Origin of the sequence: Enterococcus sp. AZ104 (assembly GCF_050546705.1) — a bacterium.
GTDB lineage: Bacteria > Bacillota > Bacilli > Lactobacillales > Enterococcaceae > Enterococcus > Enterococcus faecalis.
On the sequence record NZ_CP172952.1, the window covers coordinates 121,485 to 139,621 of the forward strand.

Consider the following 18,137-nt stretch of genomic DNA (forward strand, 5'->3'; position numbering starts at 1 on the left):
ACGTGGATCCCATTTTTCGTTAAGATACTAATTGATTAAAGGTTTAAACTTTTAAACCAATAAAAGGGATAGAAAGAGAGGAAAGATTCAATGATGAAAGCCGCTTTAATTCATAAATACGGACAAAAAGAATTAGCAATCGAGGAGGTGCCCTTACCCACCATTCATGACAATGATGTTTTGGTCAAAATTATCGCTGCCAGTATCAACCCGATTGATTTAAAAACAAAAGATGGCAAAGTAAAGATGCTTTTAAATTATCAAATGCCACTGATTTTAGGCAGTGATTTTGCTGGGATTGTTGTTTCTGTTGGAAAAAATGTTCAAAATTTTAGGCTGGGCGATGCAGTTTACGGGCGAGTACCCAAAAATCGCGTGGGAACTTTTGCTGAATATATTGCAGTGGATCAAGCGGCTGTAGCTATGAAGCCGAAAAATTTAACGTTTGAAGAAGCTGCGGCCATTCCGTTAGTCGGTTTGACAAGTTATCAAGCGCTACATGATATTATGAATGTACAGCCAGGCCAGAAAGTCCTGATTCAAGCAGGTTCAGGAGGGATTGGAACCATTGCGATTCAATTAGCAAAACTAGCAGGCGCTTACGTTGCCACCACAACGAGTAGTAAAAATAAAGAATGGGTTCAAGCGTTGGGAGCAGATGAAGTGATTGACTATCGGACACAAAATTTTGAAGAAGTTTTATCCGACTATGATTATGTGTTTGATACAATGGGGGGGACAATCTTAGAAAAAGCTTTTTCAGTGGTTAAACCTCAGGGAAAAGTTGTTACATTGTCAGGCATTCCCAACGAACGTTTTGCTAAAGAGTATGGCTTGCCGCTTTGGAAACAATGGGCCTTTAAAATAGCTACCCGCAAGATTCATCGATTGGAGCAAGCCACAGATGTTAGTTATCATTTTTTGTTTATGCGTCCAGATGGCGAGCAATTAGCTTTACTCACTGAGCTCATTGAACAGGGAAAATTACAGCCGATAATTGACCGAGTCGTACCTTTTAGCCAAATTCAAGAAGCAGTGGACTATTCACTGACAGGGCGAGCACAAGGGAAAATTGTTGTGAAAATCGCCGATGTTGATCACGACTAAGTAAAGGAGACTTGCAAGAAAAACAGGCCTATTTTTCTTGCAAGTCTCAAAGTTTACCATTTAAACGCCGTCTAACAAAAGTGATTTTAGGCGGGAAAAGATTTTTATAGAAAATCCTCATTTTTCCAGTTTCTATTTTGCAAATTCGTTATTTTTTGTTATTCTATTGATGGTTGTGTATGCGCTTTCTTTTTTAGGTGGATACACAAAAATGAACGGAGTGCAGAAAGGAATGGTGTTCAAAGTGGGGAACAATTTATCGACAAGAAAAGGAGAAAACAGAGAAACAATTGTCAGTTGGCTGGGTCTTTCGTTATTGGTTGGCTTGGCGTTTATCTTATTTAGTCTGTTTCATCAACCAATGATCAGCCAAGCCAATGAGCCGACCCAAGAGAAACATTTTATGGTTTATTATCGGGCCTGGCGTGACAAAACGATGCAAGGAGTTAATACAACATTGCCAGATGAAAATTGGCTAACGATGCACGATATTCCTTATGGTATTGACATTGTGAATGTCTTTAGTTATGTGCCAAAAGGACAAGAAGCACTTGCACAGCCATTTTATGATACGTTAAAAAATGAGTATGCGCCAGCACTGCATGCACGAGGTGTTCGTTTAGTTCGTGGGATTGATTACAGCGAGCTATTAAAAGTTCCTTACGCAGGAACAACGCCTACAGAAGCAGAATTTGATGCTTATGCGAAAGAGTTGTTAACCAAATTTGTCGATGATTTAGGAATTGATGGGTTAGATATTGACATGGAAACTCGTCCAAGTGAAAAAGATATTGTTCTATCTAATGGTGTCATTCGTGCATTATCAAAATACATTGGACCGAAGTCGGGAACGGATCGTCCATTTTTGTATGATACCAATGCAGAATATTTACCACCTTTACAAGATGTCAGTGACTGTTTCGATTTTCTCGCGTATCAACAGTATGGTAGCGATGACCAACGCACGCAACGAGCATTAAATAATTTAAGTCCGGTTCTCAATGGGGAACGATTTGTTCCAGGATTAACTTTCCCAGAAGAGCAAGATCGCAACCGCTGGTATGACACAAAAGAGCCGTATATGGAAAGTAACATGTATAAAGTAGCTCGTTATTCTTATGAAAATAATTTAGGGGGCATGTTCCTCTATGCCTTAGATCGCGATGGTCGCACCTATAATGAAGACGATTTAAATCAGATAAAACCTTCTAATTTACTTTGGACAAAAACGGCCATTGCAGAGAGTAAAGGCGTTTCTCTTGCAGAGATGAAAGCGGCTGCGCAACACTATTTAAAACGAATTAGCTACGCCAACACAGACCTTGAAGCACAAAATAAAGCCGCAGAAGCAGTGACACAAGCAACGACGCTTTATGATGTGAATAAAGCTATTTTAGGTGGCGATTATGGCCAAGGGATTTCAAATACCTATGATGCTGAATTAGAAAAAGGCCTGTTAGCCATTGACTTAACCACTTTATATCGTGCGTTGGATCAAGCAGTTACAGCCATTGAAAAGGCAGAAAGCTATACACCAGAAACGATTCAAGCACTACAAACAACAAAAGAGACAGTCGCAACAGAACTTGCGGGAAAAACGTATACAGCCGCGCAAGTGACTACTTGGCAAACGGAGGTCCAAACAGCTTTGGATAATTTAAAAGAGAAACAAACACAACCTTTAAAAAGTGTCTTCTCCATTGATGCGGGAAGAAAATATTTTTCCGTGGAGCAACTGGAAGAATTAGTGGCCAAAGCCAGTCAAAATGGGTACACAGATGTCCAATTAATTTTAGGAAATGATGGCTTACGGTTTATCTTGGATGATATGTCGGTCAATGTGAATGGTAAAAAATACAACCACAACCGGGTTTCAAAAGCAATCCAACGAGGCAACAACGCGTATTACAATGATCCTAATGGCAACGCGTTAACACAAAAAGAAATGGATCGGTTGTTGGCTTTTGCGAAAGCGCGCAACATCAACATCATTCCCGTGATTAACAGTCCAGGACATATGGATGCCTTGTTAGTGGCCATGGAAAAACTAGCGATTAAAAATCCCGCTTTTGATGGCTCAAAACGAACAGTAGATTTAGGGAACCAAAAGGCAGTGAATTTCACAAAGGCGATTATCAGTAAGTACGTGGCTTATTTTTCCGCGCATAGTGAAATTTTCAATTTTGGTGGCGATGAGTATGCAAATGATGTCGACACAGGCGGTTGGGCGAAACTGCAATCTTCTGGGCGCTACAAGGATTTTGTCGCTTATGCGAATGATTTAGCTAAAATAATTAAAGATGCGGGCATGCAGCCAATGAGCTTCAATGATGGCATTTATTACAACAGCGACGATTCTTTCGGTACATTTGACCCAGAGATTATTATTTCTTATTGGACAGCCGGTTGGAGTGGGTATGACGTAGCCAAACCTGAGTACTTTGTTCAAAAAGGACACAAAATTTTTAATACCAATGATGCGTGGTATTGGGTAGCTGGCAATGTTGATTCTGGCATTTATCAATATGACGATGCTTTAGCAAATATGTCGAAAAAAGCATTTACAGATGTGCCAGCAGGTAGCCCGAATCTTCCAATTATTGGAAGTATTCAATGTGTTTGGTATGATGACCCTCGTCGTGACTATGATTTTGAACGAATTTATACGCTAATGGATACGTTCTCGGAAAATTATCGTGAGTATATGGTGGTTAAATAAAACTAGTTATAGCTAACGAGTTATCTATAAAGACTGGCACGAATCAAGCTTGATTCGTGCCAGTCTTCTTTAACTGAAGAAGATTTGTTTGAGGGCCAACAATCAATTTAGGAATGCCTTATTGAAATGTTCCTGTTCTTATTGTAGACTGAAAGAAGTGGTGGTGGAAAGCTATCACCATTAATAGAAAAGCAGGAAAATAAAAAGGATCTTGTTGGAAGTTTAATGTTTGAAAATGTAAGCGGAATCATTTTTGTTGGAATGCTAAAAAAGGGAGTAGAGTTATGAGTAATGAAAATATCGTCTTAGCAAGAAATACAGAGCGTGCACCAAAGCATCCTCTCGCAGCCCAAACAGTCGCATTTTCCCACTATAATCATTTGTCGGCACAGTTACCTATTGAGCCAACCTCTGGACAATTGGTAGAAGGTGGCATTCGGGCCCAAGCGACACAATGTTTGAAAAATATCCAAGCGGTTGTTGAAAGTATCAACCATGTGATGAGTGACATTGTCAGAATGACCATTTTTGTCAAAGATATGCGGGATGCTGCCGCAGTTGAGGAGGTCTATGCGGCCTTTTTTACCCATTATTATCCAGCTAAAACAGTGGTCGCCGTCGCAGATTTGCCGTTAGGCGCTTCTGTTCAAATGGAGGCACTTGTTTCAAATGGGGAAGGAACTATCCCTAATGCACCTCAAGCTGGGGATTTAATTAAATTAACAAATCAGACTGTTCAGGCACCAATTGATGCTCTAGCCAGTCAAACGGTCGCGTTTTCTCACTATAACAATCTGTCTGCACAATTGCCTATAGATCCTCAAACGGGCAGAGTTGTGGCTGGCTGTGTTAAAACGCAAACAAAACAATGTTTGAAAAACATAAAAGCCATTTTAACCAGTATTGATGTGCCTTTTGATGATATTGTGAAGGTCAATATTTATTTAAAAGATTTATCTAAGCTAGAAGCTGTCAATCAAGTATATGCCGCTTTTTTCCCAGATTCAGGAATTGCGCGTACGGTCAATTACATGCCAGCACGAACAGTGATTGCTGTTGCTGATTTACCAATAGGCGCGGCGGTTCAAGTAGAAGCGGTGGTTTCTCATGGGGATGGTACGCCACCACAAGCGATTGAAGATCGACATGGATTAATTATTGAAGCAAATAATACAGATCACGCACCGAAGTGTCCATTTTCGACACAAACTGTTGCTTTTTCTCATTACAACCATCTATCAGCTCAGCTACCATTGGCCCCTAAAACAAATGCGTTAGTCGCTGGCGGAATCAAGGAACAAACGACGCAATGTTTAGAAAACATCAAAGCGATTATTGAAAGTGTGGATCACAGCTTAGCTGATCTGGTGAAAGTGAATATTTTTGTGAAAGAGATTGAAGAGCTGGCGGTAGTAGATGACGTCTACCAAACGTACTTCCCTGAAGGCACGCCTGCCAGAAGAGTGATTGGTGTGACGGATTTACCAAAAGGTGCCCAGATTCAAATCGAAGCGATTGCTGGGAACGCAGAAGGTACGCCACCAATTGGCTAAACAGTAAAATAAACAAACGTCAGCTGGCTTCTGAAGCCAGCTGACGTTTTTAGTATTTAGATAAATCAGTAAAGTAAGTTAGTTGCCATTTTTGTGTTTTTTTGGCGGTTTGATTAAGGTTTTGGCACCAAGAAGGATAAAAACGGGCCGCCATTTTGCCTTTTTGTTGATGCGTTTTGAGAATTTTTTGTTGGATTAAACATTCTTTTGGCAGAAGAAAGAGACCTTGCTTTTCTTGATCAGCAATGACAATTGCTAACATTTCAGGGGCTTCCGTTGCATCAAAGGCTTCGTTCTGATTTTGTTGATTTTTTTCCCAGAAGGCTACAAAATAGCCTTCTTTTTTCGGCGTTTTTTTGGCTAAGCGACTGCGGATAAGTTGTTGCGATTCATTAACTTGGCATAAAAAGCCTTCATATTCGGCATTTTGTTTTTCTTCGGAAAGCAGGGTAATCGTGCCCACTGCTTTTTCAAGTATTGGCAATGAATTCATAGGGAATGTCCTTTCTTTTCGTTTAATGTCGGTAAGAGTTCTTGGATAATGGTTAATCCTTTCGCCAATACCTCAAGCTGATTGGAGGCCAAGGAAATTCGTAAAAAAGCATCTGGCTGATTTTGCACAGTAAAGCGGCTCGAGTGAAAAAGACGTACCCCATTTTGGAGAAATTCTTGTTCAATTTGCGGCGCCGTTTTTTCGGTAGAAAGGGGAATAGTTCGGTAGTACGGCAAGGGATTGCTAGGTCTAGCTAACCCAAAAATGGTATCAAATAAGTCATTGGCTTGTTTTGTTAAAGCCAATTTTTCTATCACTAATTCTTTTGCAACTGGTGAGCGTAAGACTTGGGTGACAATTTCAGCATCAAAGCCAGAAGTTTTAACGTTAATGTTAAAAATCGCACGCTCTATTTCTTGGCGAAGAAGCGGAGGGAAAACAAGGTACGCAATGCGTAAGCCTGTACAGACAAATTTTGTCATCCCCGCTAAGTAAATCGTTTGTTGAGGTAAGAGTTCTTGAAACGTTGGTAAAACTGCTTGCTGTGCATAAGTTGTTAAAAAAGAATGAATGTCATCTTCAATTACCCATAAGTGTTCTTGCTGAATGATTTCAGCTAAAGTCATTCGGCGGGCGCTAGACATTTGGAAACCAATCGGGTTATTACATGCGGGCATTAAGAAAATACCATGTATTTTTTTCTTTTTGCATTCTTGCAGTAAATGCTCTGGGTCCATCCCCTCGGAATCATAGCCAATCGGGACGATTTCTAAATGATAAAGCTGGGCGAGTTCAATAAAATTTGAATACGTGTATCGATCTACGGCAATCCGCTGACCTGGAGAAAAAGCGGCGGCTAACGTCACGGCCAGTCCATTCTGGACACCAGATACAATGGCAACTTCTTCGGCATTGGTCCGAACGCCTTGTGTCTGAAGCCATTCGGCAGCGGTTGCTCGTTGAAAGTGCGTACCTAAAGGATCGCGATAATTTAGCAAACTGTTAAGGGCCGCATTTTTACTAACGGATTCAATAAAAGGTAAAATCCGCTGATTACACATATCAAAGGAACTAACCAGCCCTAAATCAATTAGATGGTCCGCTACTTGGTTGGTAGAGATTGTAATTGAGTGAAACGCGTTGGGAGAAACGAAAGTGCCGCTACCGATGTTGGTATAAAGTAAGCCTTTTTCCATAGCGTGTTTATAGGCTTGACCAATCGTCGTGAAATTCAGATCCAAGTAATCAGCTAATTCTCTTTGCGAAGGCAATTTCACATTTTTTTGAAGCGCACCAGATAAGATATCCGCTTCTAATTGTTGAACCAATGATTGGTAATAAGGTCTTGTTAAACGTTCTTTAACAGGGCGCCATGACAACACATAGTTCTCATAGGAATTAATCGGCATGAGGGGAACTTCCTTTCTATAAAATTGTATTCCATACAATTATAGCATTGAGTGTATTGTTTGTCTGGTTTATGATAGCGCAAAGGGAGGAATTCAGATGGACATTATTTCTTATGAGAGGGTTATTCAACAATTGTCGTTTTCCGAAGCAATTCAAGTGATGAAACGTTGCTTTGCAGAGTTGCAAAAAGGAAAAATTTCGCAAAGTGAGCGCCATGTAGAGGTTTTACCAGATGGGAAAAATCAAAATCTTTTTGCATTAATGCCTGCTTACTTAGGAAAAAATCGCTTTTTTGGGGCAAAAATCATTACAGCTTTTCCAGAAAATCCACAAAAAAATTTGGCCTCGCATCTTGGTCAAATTTTATTGTTTGATAGTTCTACTGGAAGACCAGTCGCGATGATGGACGCCAATGCGATTACGTGGCTTCGCACGGCAGCTGTTTCTGCTTTGGCAACCGATTATTTAGCAGCTCCAAAGGCAAAAAGTATCGCTTTGATTGGTGCAGGTCAACAAGCTTCATCTCATCTCGCAGCGCTACAAAGCGTTCGGGCGATTGAAAAGGTTTTTATATATGACCGCACAGCAGAACGTGCACGAAAATTAATCGCTAAGCAACAGCACAATTACCCCGAATGTACCTTTATTGGTTGTTCTTCTGTCCAAGAAGCCGTCCAGGAAGCGGAAATTATCTGTACACTAACTTCCAGTCAGGACGCATTTTTAGAAGAAAAAGACGTTTTGCCGAATGCCCATATCAATGCAATTGGTACATTCACGCCGACTTCCAGAGAATTAACAAGCGACCTTGTTAAAAACAGTCAAGTGTTTGTAGATGAGTATGCGGCTGCATTAAAAGAAAGCGGGGATCTTTTAATTCCGATTTCAGAAGGTGCCTTTTCAGCTGAAAAAATTGTAGGTTCTCTCGGCGAATTAGTCACTGGCAAAGTTAAACTAAAGGCGGAGCAGAAAGGCCGCACGATTTTTGATGCGGTTGGCTTAGCAGTTGAGGATTTGTGTTGCGCGGAATACATTTATCAAAAAATACAAGGAGAGAATTAAAATGAGTTATCCCTATTATATTGTCGATGCTTTCGCGGAGGAAGTTTTTAAAGGCAATCCCGCCGCTGTTTATGTTTTGGAAAAATGGTTGCCAGAAGCGGTGATGCAAAACATTGCGATTGAAAATAATTTGTCAGAGACTGCTTTTACGGTCAAGGAGGGACAAAGTTACGCCCTGCGCTGGTTTACGCCGGAACGAGAAATCGATCTCTGTGGACATGCTACATTAGCGACGGCTTTTGTGTTGTTTAACTATTATTCCGTTGCGGAAGAAACACTCCATTTTACTAGTCAAAGTGGACCGCTCGCAGTGACCAAAAAAGAGGAATACTATTATCTAGATTTTCCTTATATCCTACCGGAAAGGATTCCAATTTTGCCAGAGTATGAAGCCGCTTTAGGCACGAAAATTTATGAAGCTTATTTGGGTCGCGATTTATTTTTTGTCTTAAAAGACGAAGAGACAGTGGCAAAAATCACACCAGATTTTTCTGCATTAAAAGCATTGGATTTAGGAGTAGGAGTCATTGTAACGGCATCAGGAGACTCGGTGGATTTTGTTTCACGGACTTTTTTCCCGAAACTAAGAATTAACGAAGATCCAGTTTGTGGTTCTGCGCACGCCAATTTAATTCCTTATTGGGGAAAACGGCTCAATCAAACGACCCTTTCCGCCTATCAAGTGTCCCCAAGAGGCGGCTTTTTAACTTGTGAAGTGAAAGAAAATCGAGTCATTATTGGTGGTACTGCTAAACTATTTGCAAAAGGGGAAGCGTACTTGCCTGTATAAAAAGTACACCGACCGCTAGCAATTCGTCGTTAGCGGTCGGTGTACTTTTTAAATAGAATAGTTGCGAGAAACAAAGGGGACTTCTTCACCATTTTCGAGCTGATTTAGATACAAAGCTAACATGAAAAAGTAACCTGAGAGTAAGTTGACTACATCATACAGCTGCGGATCAATTTTTTTACCACCATAGTCCATGCGATAAAGTAAACGAACAATATCTTTGGCTTTGGCTCTTAAAATGTGTGCATAAGAGGAACAGATTGTGCCCATCGGTAAAACAAAAGGACGATTTTCTTCGTATGTCAGTTCATTCATAGCATTGACACGTTCCAAAAGCCAGGCTATTTCGTCCTCTGTGACTGTTAATTTTGTTCGGGTCGTTGGATTGACATGGTAGATTAACTCGCAAATTTTGGCTAGTTCTTCTGTTAGTGCAGGCTGTTCAGGGACGTCTAATTGTTGCACATATCCTCGTAGAAGACCTGTCATCGAGGCCAACTCATCAGTCATTAATTCAAAATCACATCGTAAATCTTCTGGTTTAGAAGATAGATACGGGTACGCTTCATACGGACTGCGGTACATTTTTTCCATTCAATTTCCCTACTTTCTAAAAATAAAAAGCCCTCAAAAAGAATGCACGAAAGCCAATCTTTTTGAGCGCCGTTGCTCGACTGTTCACAGTACACCATTGTACTTGCTAAGGTAATCATAGCCAAGAGTGAAGGGAGAGTCAAGGGGGAATCAAAGTTGGAGAAAGAAAATGAAGCTAAGAATTACCAGAAGTAAACCAATCAATAAACTGACAAGACCAGAAAGTTGACCTAATCGTTGTTGGGTAGAAGAAGGCTGGTCGGCAACTGTGAGCAAACTTGAGAAAAAGTTCATTTTTTTCACGAGTATTAAATACGCAACAACAAGCAAAAGAATACCCGAAAAAAGGTACGAAAGGGGCTCAGAAATAAATTTTTGGGCACGAAGTAAAAAAATTCCTATGAAGAGGACAACAAAACCATACTTAAGAAAAGTTTCTTTTGACATGTTGAAATCGCTTCCTTTTAATTGATGAATTTTATTAATAGTCACTATTCTTATGATTAAATTATAGGACTTTGAGGGCGGTGGAGCAAAGGAAAATGGAGAATGGTGGGAGGAAAGTGTGACCAATAAAAAATAAACCCGCTAGAAAACCTATTTTATAGGTTTTCTAGCGGGTTTATTGTTATTCCCACTCAACAATTGTATAAATTGAGATAAATGGAAAAGACTATTTTTAAAACGTTTGAGATGTTTGAAAGACGTTGAAAAACATATAATACAATAAGGATAGTTACCAACAAGTTACCGAATTGACATATCTCGAAAATAACATATAATTTATTTACGGGATAAAATTCAATTGTAGGAGGTGTTAGTAATGAAAAAAGAAAATGTAAGAATGCGATTGTCATCTGAATCTAAAATCTTGTTAGATGAATTACAAAAAAATTTTAAAACTAAATTTGGTTTAGATGTTAGTTATTCTAGTATAGTAAATCAAGCTATAAGAACTGAATATAAAAGGAGACCGGAGAGTTATTGGATTAGTATTAAAGATAAAAAGCTTGAACTTGGTGATTTAAATTCAGAAAGTGATTGGGATTATCAAACTTCATTTATGTTAGAACAAGATGTTTTGGAATTTCTTTTAGAATTACAAGTATATTTTAAAGATGTATTTGGAGCTAAACGTATTCATAGAGCTTTCTGTGTACGATTATGTATTAAATCGTATTTTCTCAACAATGTAACTTGACATTCTATTTAAAATAAATTATATTGAATTTACGGGGTGTTTATATCCCGTAAAACTTTAGTTTTAACGGGATATAAAAATCCCTTTAAAAATCTGGTTTACGGGATAGTTTTCAAACTTAATTTAAGGAGGTGAAAAGATAGAAACACATCAAATCTATAAAGTTATAACCGCTTAAAAATGTGGAGGTTTACTGCAAACTGTAACTAAAAAAAGAAGTGAGGTAATTAAAAATGAGAATAAATGTTAATCAATTCAATAAAATTATTAAAGAAAAAGAAGGTATTTCTTTTTTAGCATATCAAATCCCTTTACATACGAAGACGTTATATGTAACAAGAACTTTTGATGGTAATATCTCAATTCTCTTTTCTGAATTGTGCTCTATGTTGAATGGGATAGAATACCGAGTGAAGCATGATGATTTTGAAGAAGCCATAAAATTGATAGATGAGGCGACTAATTTTATTAATAAATATGATGAGTTTGATACGTATCAGAAACAGGAATTAAAAAAAGACAATGAAGCCTTTGTACCTTCAGATATTTTGGAAATGCTACAAGAGTTAGAGGAGAAGATTATTGAATTTTTAAAATTGAAATAATTGCATATTTGATGTAAGTAGGAAATGTATATGCTTTATAACTAACCAACAAATTTCCCCGTATGTAATGATTGTATTTTAAATGCCTGTAAGGCATTTAAAATGCAATCAATATATAGGGATAAGGTTTTGTGATAAAAAGTTATTAATAATAGAAGTAACAGACTGAGTCTAAAATCTAATTTACAATAAAAAAATGAAAAGAGGAATTAATCATGGCAGTAGAAATTAGAGATCTAATCGAACAAAGCAGTAATTTATTTGGTACGGAATTCATGGCAATCAAGGGGTACTGTGATGTATTAGATTTTGAAACAAAGATGTTAAGTGCGTATAAATTACGTGTACTTATTGCTTCGGATAATAGCCCGTTCTTTTATGAGAATTTAGAAATCAAGGTGAAGAATTTATCACCGACAATTTCAGTTAAACAATTAGAAAATAATAAGACTATGCCTGTGCGTTTAACAGGATTTACGATTTCGGAGTACAAAGGAAAGTTATACTTTAGTTGTGATGATGTCTTACCCAGTTTGGATAACAAAATAACGCTAGGAAAATAGTTTTGTAATTCTTAATCAATTTGAGGGCATGCCGAAGTTCCAACGAAGGCAAATAGTCCTCAAGTTGATTTAGAATTACGGAAGCAATTTATTGGTTCCTAGTTTATTTAATATATAAAACATAGTTTGGCGAAAAAAGCCACCAAAAAGAAATAAACGTGCTGAAAGTAAATGGTTGGAAAATGGGTAGCTATAATAAAAAAATAATTACTTCACTAAATTCTGGCTTCATGGAAATATGGGAATATGACAAGCCAATTTTTAATAGAGGTGAAAAGTTAAAAGACAAAGAAGCAAGTAGCGAATCTTTTAAACGTCGAACATTTGAAGAGTTATCAGACGAGGAGCAAACTGAACGACTAACACAAATGAGCAAGGTTAGGATTAAATCTAAGTGGCGATTAATGCGTTTAATTGATACAAATGTTGACAAAAGAACGTCTTTCGTGACTTTGACCGTAACTGAAAATATTCAAGATAGAGAAGAATTCATGTCTATGGTGAAAGATTTTATAAAGCGATTCAACTATCAAATTTATAAAACAAAAAAAGCAGAACTTAAATGGATATACGTTATTGAAACGCAACGTAGAGGTGCTTATCATGCTCATTTCTTAATGTTTAATGTTCCGTACATTCCACACGATACATTAACAACTCTGTGGGGGAACGGCTTTGTGTTCATCAACCGTTTAGACACGTTAGACGATATTTCGAACACGTCTAGGTATGTAGCGAAGTACATGGAGAAAAGCTTAGGCGAAGAACTGATAAATAGCTTTGGAAAGAAATCATTTTTCTTTTCAAGGAACTTAAAGAAAATTGATGAAACAAAATTTTATTCAGAGGAAAAACTTGATTTTGATGATTCAACAGTTCTTTATGAAACAAACTACGTCTCTAAGATTTACGATAAGAATAAAAATCAAATGATTGATAACCCTGTGAAATACCGAAAAATAAAATTGAGTGAGGGAGTTGAAGGAAATGAGTAGTACAGTAACAAAAGATGATTTGGTAGCTTTAGGCTATCCGAAGTCTACAGCACAATCAATTATAAGACAAGCAAAAGTAATGCTTGTAGCAGAAGGGAAAACGCTTTATTTAAATAAAAGGTTAGGTGTAGTACCTAGACAACAAGTTGAAGAAATTATTGGCGTGAAAATTGGAAATTCAAATGAGTAAAAAAGAACAAACTAGGAAAACTAAATATACAGGTGTCTATCAGGATTTAAGTAATAAAACTTTTGGTTATAGGGTAAAGTTAGGAACCGACAGAGCGACGGGAAAAGCGATAACTGAACATCGCAGAGGGTTTAGAACAGCAAGCGAAGCTCATGAAGCAAGAACATCAGCATTGAAGAAAAAGCATGATCTAGGAGCATTAACGAATGCTCATATGCTTTATGAACAGTTCATGGATAAATACTATATACCAGAGTATAGAAACGGTGTAGAGACTTCTACGTGGAAATCTAGGGAAGGTGTTTTACTTGAATTAAAAGAGGTGTTTGGGAAAAAGAAACCTAGAGACATCACAACTTTAGATATTTTAGATTATAAAAATAAACTATTGGAAAAGCACTCACAGAATTATGCTCGTTTAAAATTTGGAATGTTTTCACGTTCTTTGAAGCATGCTAAAAAACACGGATTGATAAAAGAAAATTTAGTTGAAATTGTGGAAGGTATACCAAAAAAGAAACCCGAAGTAGACTTTTGGACAAAACAAGAATTTGAAAAAGTTATTGAAACATTCAATATAAAAGATTTTTATGAGCATATGTCATTTACAATGATTTTTATGTATTACATGACAGGATTGCGTGTAAATGAATTAACAGCACTATATTGGAGTGATATTGATTTAGAAAATGCTCAAATTAGAGTTTATCATAATCTAGATTTTATCAATAGTAATATTTGGACAAGAAAAACAAAAATGAAAACAGAAGCAGGTCGTAGAATAATTTCATTAGATGATGATACTATATCTGTTTTAAAAGCATGGAAAAAACATCAAGAATTTATGGGGAAATATGAATTTGTTATTTCTTATACGGGTGCACCGTTGGGAAAATCAACAATAAATAGGATTGTAAGAAGACATGCTAGATTGGGGCATGTAAAGGAAATACAGCCAAAGGGATTAAGACATAGTCATGCGAGTTTGTTGATTAATGAATTGAATGCTAATCCTTTAGCAGTTCAAAAAAGACTGGGACACTCTGATATACAAATAACACTAGGAACGTATTCACATCTATATCCAACTATTGATAGAGAAGTTGCAGACAATTTGAAAAATATTATTAAGATTAAAACATCTACTAAATCATTGATAAATTGGAATGGTAATCAATATACAAAAAGATAAGAGAAAAATCCTATGAATCTAGATTATTATTCTTGATTACATAGGATTTTTATTTTTATAAAACATAAATTTTGTAGAAAATATTACAAAGAGATCATCTTCTATTTTAAGTTTTTCACTATATCTATATATTTTGTTAGTATATCTGCGTTTCTTTTTTCTATATCTTTAGCGTTATCAAAAGTATTATACACCGTGAAAAAATTTTTTGTAGAAGTTATTTCAGATAAAGAATACATCTTTTTCTTATCTTGACTTTTTGAATGTTTACTTCGTTCTAATAATAATATGTTTCCCAAACTCATAACGTTGTTTATAGAGTCTTCTTTTTGATCAATAATATGTTCTAGAGTAGACTCATAAATAAAGTTAAAGCCATTATTTCCAGAAACAGTTTCCGATGATTGTGTGTCACAAGCTATAGTTGAAAGAATATGCTTAATCATAAACATATTTTTTTTCTGATTAGAGGTCATATCATCTATTTTTATTTTATGATCATAGGTCAGGTTGGCTTTATTTATTATAGTTTCTCGAGAAGGTAATATTTTGTTCAGGTCTGTAATCAGATTATTCACTTCTGAATTAATTTTGTTTTTTTCAACGGATCTAAAAATTTTTGAATATTTTTTGTAAATAGGTGTTAAACTATTCGCTGATGTACTAGCTAATACATGGAGTGCCTGGTGAGCAGTAATAATATTAGCAATTTTTTTTAATTGAGTGGAAGTAATTACTCCGTTGTCCATAGCAGAAAAAAGACCTAAAAAAATAATTCTAACTTGAGTTGTATCCATAATATTTAAGAAAATTAATTGTCTTTTTAAATTAGGATTGCTATCTCTTTTGAAAAAATTACTTGTACCAAATAATTTTTCATCTTCACTAGGTGTAATAATAGATTTATAATATCTAGAACTTTTTACAATATCTTGCAAGAACTTAGAATATGCATCAGGAGAGTCTTTAATATGTTTTTTAAAAGCTTTAAATAATGAATTTTTTGTTCCTGTAGGATATTTTGATACCATATAATGAAATAGAAAAGTATTTATGGATTCATCTACAGAAAAAATATTGTTCTCAATCTCTTTCCATAATGTCACTGCAGAATCTGTATCGTCATCTAAAGCTGAAAGAAGTTCATTTTTTATTAAATCTGATTGACTAAGAGGGATACCTCTGTAGTTAAAATTACGATAAAGAATATTTGCTTGACTTTCAGAAGCAGAATATATAGATATTACTGTAGAATTAAGAATTTGATCACCTAAATTACCTAAGAATTCAATGTAATTTTCTTCACAAATATTTTCGAAGTCATTTTTTTTTCTAGATTGAGACAGCCTTTTTGCCAGTTCTTTTTTACCAAGCATTTTTCTTATAATTTCATAGGCTTCCAATAACCAATTTTGTGATCTGTTTAAAGCATTATGTTCAATGCCGTTTTCCTTATGGTCATTAACGTTTAATATATTAACGGGAAGAACAGGATTGAGTGCTTTATTTTGTAAACGAGCATATTCTTGACTCCTTCCCTTAATTTTAACTTTTTTAACTAAAGCATCGTTAAAATCATGTTCATAAGATGGATCAAAATTTTCTATAATATTTTTTATAGCAACAAAAAATAAAGTCATAGTTGTTAATCTTTGCTGGCCGTCAATTACAATATAAGGTTTCGTTACACTAGATTTGTTTTCTTCACCTACTATTAGTATAGTACCAAAGAAATAATCGTTATCCTTTCCAGAGGCATTTGAAAGCTTTTTAGTTTCTATATCATATTCAGCTTTATTTACTGAAAGGATGTCATTGATAAAATCTTCATAATTTTTTTTATCCCAAGAATAGTCTCGTTGAAAGTTAGGAATAATGTATGAATTGTTACCACCTAGAACGGCTTCTATTTTTTTTGAAAAAGGGTCAAATTTCATGAAAGTAATCTCCTTAATTTTTTTGGGTACCGAAAGGGGTACCGTAATGTATATAAAAAGCCTAGATTAGTGTATTACCAACTTCTAGGCTTAACTTTTATACTATTCCCACTCCACAGTTGCAGGTGGTTTTGAAGTAATATCGTACACGATACGGTTTACATGTGCAACTTCGTTCACGATGCGCACAGAGATTTTTTGTAAAACATCCCAAGGGATACGGGCAAAGTCAGCGGTCATGCCGTCGATAGAAGTCACAGCACGGATACCGACTGTGTAATCGTAGGTACGGCCATCGCCCATAACACCTACTGAGCGGATGCCAGGTAAGACAGTAAAGTACTGCCAAATGTCACGATCTAAGCCAGCTGCTGCGATTTCTTCACGTAGGATAGCATCTGAATCACGAACGATTTGTAATTTATCTTCTGTAATTTCACCAAGCACACGAATACCTAATCCTGGTCCTGGGAATGGTTGGCGCCAAACGATTGCATCAGGCATGCCAAGTTCAGTTCCTAAGGCACGAACTTCGTCTTTGAATAATGTATTTAAAGGTTCAATTAATTCAAATTGCATGTCTTCAGGAAGACCACCAACGTTGTGATGTGATTTAATTGTTTGCGCAGTTTCTGTACCAGATTCGATGACGTCTGTGTAAAGAGTTCCTTGTGCTAGGAATGAAACGCCTTCTTCCCCAGCAAGTTTAGTTGCTTCGTCATCAAAAACATACACAAATTCGTTACCGATGATTTTACGTTTTTGTTCAGGGTCAGAAACGCCTGCTAATTTACTTAAGAAGCGTTCTTTCGCATCTACTTTAATAATGTTTAAGCCAAATTTACCGCCTAAACTTTCCATTACTTGTTCTGCTTCACCTTTACGTAATAATCCATGGTCAACGAAGATACAAGTTAATTGGTCGCCAATGGCTTTTTGTAAAAGCACGCCGACAACACTTGAGTCAACGCCACCTGATAAACCAAGTAAGACTTTTTTATCGCCTACTTGTTCACGGATTTTAGCGACTTCCATATCGATGAAGTTTTCCATGCTCCAGTCACCAGTACAGCCACACACATCAAAAGCAAAGTGACGTAATAAGTCGTTACCATATTCTGAATGACGAACTTCTGGGTGAAATTGTACGCCGTAGAATTTGCGGTTGGTATCTTCGATAGAAGCGATTGGACAATCATTGCTTGTCCCAACTTTTTCGAATCCAGGAGCGATTTCTGTTACTAAATCACCGTGGCTCATCCAAACGGTTTGTTTCGCAGGTGTTCCTTGGAATAATGTCGCATCACCAAGGATTTCTAATTCTGCTTTTCCGTATTCACGGTTTGCGGCAGGTTCTACTTTTCCGCCTAAGTTATGAGTCATTAATTGCATACCGTAGCAGATGCCAAGAATGGGAATTCCTAACTCATAAATTTCTGGATCAATGCTAAAAGCATCTTTGTCATACACGCTGTTTGGTCCACCTGAGAAGATGATTCCTTTAGGCGCGATTTTGCGAATTTCTTCTGCCGTAGTTCGGTGGCTTAATAACTCAGAGAATACGCCAAATTCACGAATACGACGAGTAATCAATTGGTTAAACTGACTACCAAAGTCTAAAACAATAATTTTTTCGACAGATGTCAAATCGGCAACGTTAGTCACGTCTATTACCCCTTATCCATTTAAATTTATCTAAAGAAAAGGCGGTTAAAAAGTGGTCAGC

At 36.7% G+C, this 18,137-nt stretch carries 17 protein-coding genes; 11 read left to right on the forward strand and 6 right to left on the reverse strand.

Annotated features, from left to right (window positions below; genetic code table 11):
• Positions 1 to 90 precede the first annotated feature (90 nt).
• From IGJ37_RS00525 to IGJ37_RS00535, 3 genes are all read left to right on the forward strand, one after another.
• Positions 91 to 1,107, forward strand: coding sequence for an NADP-dependent oxidoreductase (locus IGJ37_RS00525; RefSeq protein WP_010710970.1), 1,017 nt, complete (start codon positions 91 to 93; stop codon positions 1,105 to 1,107).
• Positions 1,108 to 1,318: 211 nt separating this feature from the next.
• Complete coding sequence (locus IGJ37_RS00530) at positions 1,319 to 3,826, forward strand: EndoS/ChiA family endoglycosidase (protein WP_002387476.1); 2,508 nt, start codon at positions 1,319 to 1,321, stop codon at positions 3,824 to 3,826.
• A gap of 284 nt (positions 3,827 to 4,110) precedes the next feature.
• The gene (locus IGJ37_RS00535) at positions 4,111 to 5,379 is read left to right on the forward strand and encodes a RidA family protein (protein WP_002361517.1); all 1,269 of its coding nucleotides are present in this window, start codon (positions 4,111 to 4,113) and stop codon (positions 5,377 to 5,379) included.
• Positions 5,380 to 5,428: 49 nt separating this feature from the next.
• On the opposite strand, the gene IGJ37_RS00540 is transcribed toward IGJ37_RS00535, so the two are convergent.
• Together IGJ37_RS00540 and IGJ37_RS00545 are read right to left on the reverse strand one after the other, a co-directional pair.
• A complete protein-coding gene (locus tag IGJ37_RS00540) occupies positions 5,429 to 5,872 on the reverse strand; it encodes a MepB family protein (protein WP_002379245.1) in 444 nt (147 codons plus the stop codon).
• A complete protein-coding gene (locus IGJ37_RS00545) occupies positions 5,869 to 7,281 on the reverse strand; it encodes a PLP-dependent aminotransferase family protein (protein ID WP_002370633.1) in 1,413 nt (470 codons plus the stop codon). Before IGJ37_RS00545 ends, IGJ37_RS00540 begins: the two co-directional genes overlap by 4 nt.
• Positions 7,282 to 7,378: 97 nt before the next feature.
• On the opposite strand from IGJ37_RS00545, the gene IGJ37_RS00550 reads away from it, so the two are divergent.
• Positions 7,379 to 8,344: an ornithine cyclodeaminase family protein gene (locus IGJ37_RS00550; RefSeq protein WP_002387478.1), complete on the forward strand. Its 966-nt coding sequence runs from the start codon at positions 7,379 to 7,381 to the stop codon at positions 8,342 to 8,344.
• Position 8,345: 1 nt separating this feature from the next.
• Positions 8,346 to 9,134, forward strand: coding sequence for a PhzF family phenazine biosynthesis protein (locus IGJ37_RS00555; RefSeq protein ID WP_002356143.1), 789 nt, complete (start codon positions 8,346 to 8,348; stop codon positions 9,132 to 9,134).
• A 48-nt stretch (positions 9,135 to 9,182) separates the two neighbouring features.
• On the opposite strand, the gene IGJ37_RS00560 is transcribed toward IGJ37_RS00555, so the two are convergent.
• Together IGJ37_RS00560 and IGJ37_RS00565 are read right to left on the reverse strand one after the other, a co-directional pair.
• Positions 9,183 to 9,728 carry an ATP:cob(I)alamin adenosyltransferase gene (locus IGJ37_RS00560; RefSeq protein ID WP_002387479.1) on the reverse strand — a complete coding sequence of 182 codons (546 nt, stop codon included), beginning with the start codon at positions 9,726 to 9,728 and terminating at the stop codon, positions 9,183 to 9,185.
• A 150-nt stretch (positions 9,729 to 9,878) separates the two neighbouring features.
• On the reverse strand, positions 9,879 to 10,220 hold the full coding sequence (locus IGJ37_RS00565; RefSeq protein ID WP_025189278.1) for a hypothetical protein: 342 nt from the start codon (positions 10,218 to 10,220) through the stop codon (positions 9,879 to 9,881).
• Between the two features lie 331 nt (positions 10,221 to 10,551).
• Here IGJ37_RS00565 and IGJ37_RS00570 point away from each other — a divergent pair, with 331 nt between their 5' ends.
• The 6 genes from IGJ37_RS00570 to IGJ37_RS00595 all read left to right on the forward strand — a co-directional run bounded on the left by IGJ37_RS00570 (position 10,552) and on the right by IGJ37_RS00595 (position 14,474).
• A complete protein-coding gene (locus IGJ37_RS00570) occupies positions 10,552 to 10,929 on the forward strand; it encodes a hypothetical protein (protein WP_227280386.1) in 378 nt (125 codons plus the stop codon).
• Between the two features lie 233 nt (positions 10,930 to 11,162).
• Positions 11,163 to 11,534: a hypothetical protein gene (locus tag IGJ37_RS00575; RefSeq protein ID WP_113793201.1), complete on the forward strand. Its 372-nt coding sequence runs from the start codon at positions 11,163 to 11,165 to the stop codon at positions 11,532 to 11,534.
• A 215-nt stretch (positions 11,535 to 11,749) separates the two neighbouring features.
• On the forward strand, positions 11,750 to 12,097 hold the full coding sequence (locus IGJ37_RS00580; RefSeq protein ID WP_113793204.1) for a hypothetical protein: 348 nt from the start codon (positions 11,750 to 11,752) through the stop codon (positions 12,095 to 12,097).
• A 182-nt stretch (positions 12,098 to 12,279) separates the two neighbouring features.
• Entirely contained in the window at positions 12,280 to 13,092 is an 813-nt protein-coding gene (locus IGJ37_RS00585; RefSeq protein WP_113793222.1) for a rolling circle replication-associated protein, read from the forward strand.
• Entirely contained in the window at positions 13,085 to 13,282 is a 198-nt protein-coding gene (locus tag IGJ37_RS00590; RefSeq protein WP_113793206.1) for a DUF3173 family protein, read from the forward strand. The genes IGJ37_RS00585 and IGJ37_RS00590 overlap by 8 nt, the downstream gene beginning before the upstream one ends.
• Positions 13,275 to 14,474 (forward strand): tyrosine-type recombinase/integrase, encoded by a 1,200-nt coding sequence (locus IGJ37_RS00595; protein WP_325815140.1) that lies wholly within the window; start codon positions 13,275 to 13,277, stop codon positions 14,472 to 14,474. Before IGJ37_RS00590 ends, IGJ37_RS00595 begins: the two co-directional genes overlap by 8 nt.
• A gap of 101 nt (positions 14,475 to 14,575) precedes the next feature.
• Here the strand turns inward: IGJ37_RS00595 and IGJ37_RS00600 are convergent, their stop codons facing one another.
• Both IGJ37_RS00600 and guaA read right to left on the reverse strand, forming a co-directional pair.
• Positions 14,576 to 16,411 (reverse strand): DUF262 domain-containing protein, encoded by a 1,836-nt coding sequence (locus IGJ37_RS00600; protein WP_113793210.1) that lies wholly within the window; start codon positions 16,409 to 16,411, stop codon positions 14,576 to 14,578.
• 102 nt (positions 16,412 to 16,513) lie between these two features.
• Positions 16,514 to 18,076 carry a glutamine-hydrolyzing GMP synthase gene (gene guaA, locus IGJ37_RS00605; protein WP_325815142.1) on the reverse strand — a complete coding sequence of 521 codons (1,563 nt, stop codon included), beginning with the start codon at positions 18,074 to 18,076 and terminating at the stop codon, positions 16,514 to 16,516.
• Positions 18,077 to 18,137: the final 61 nt, after the last annotated feature.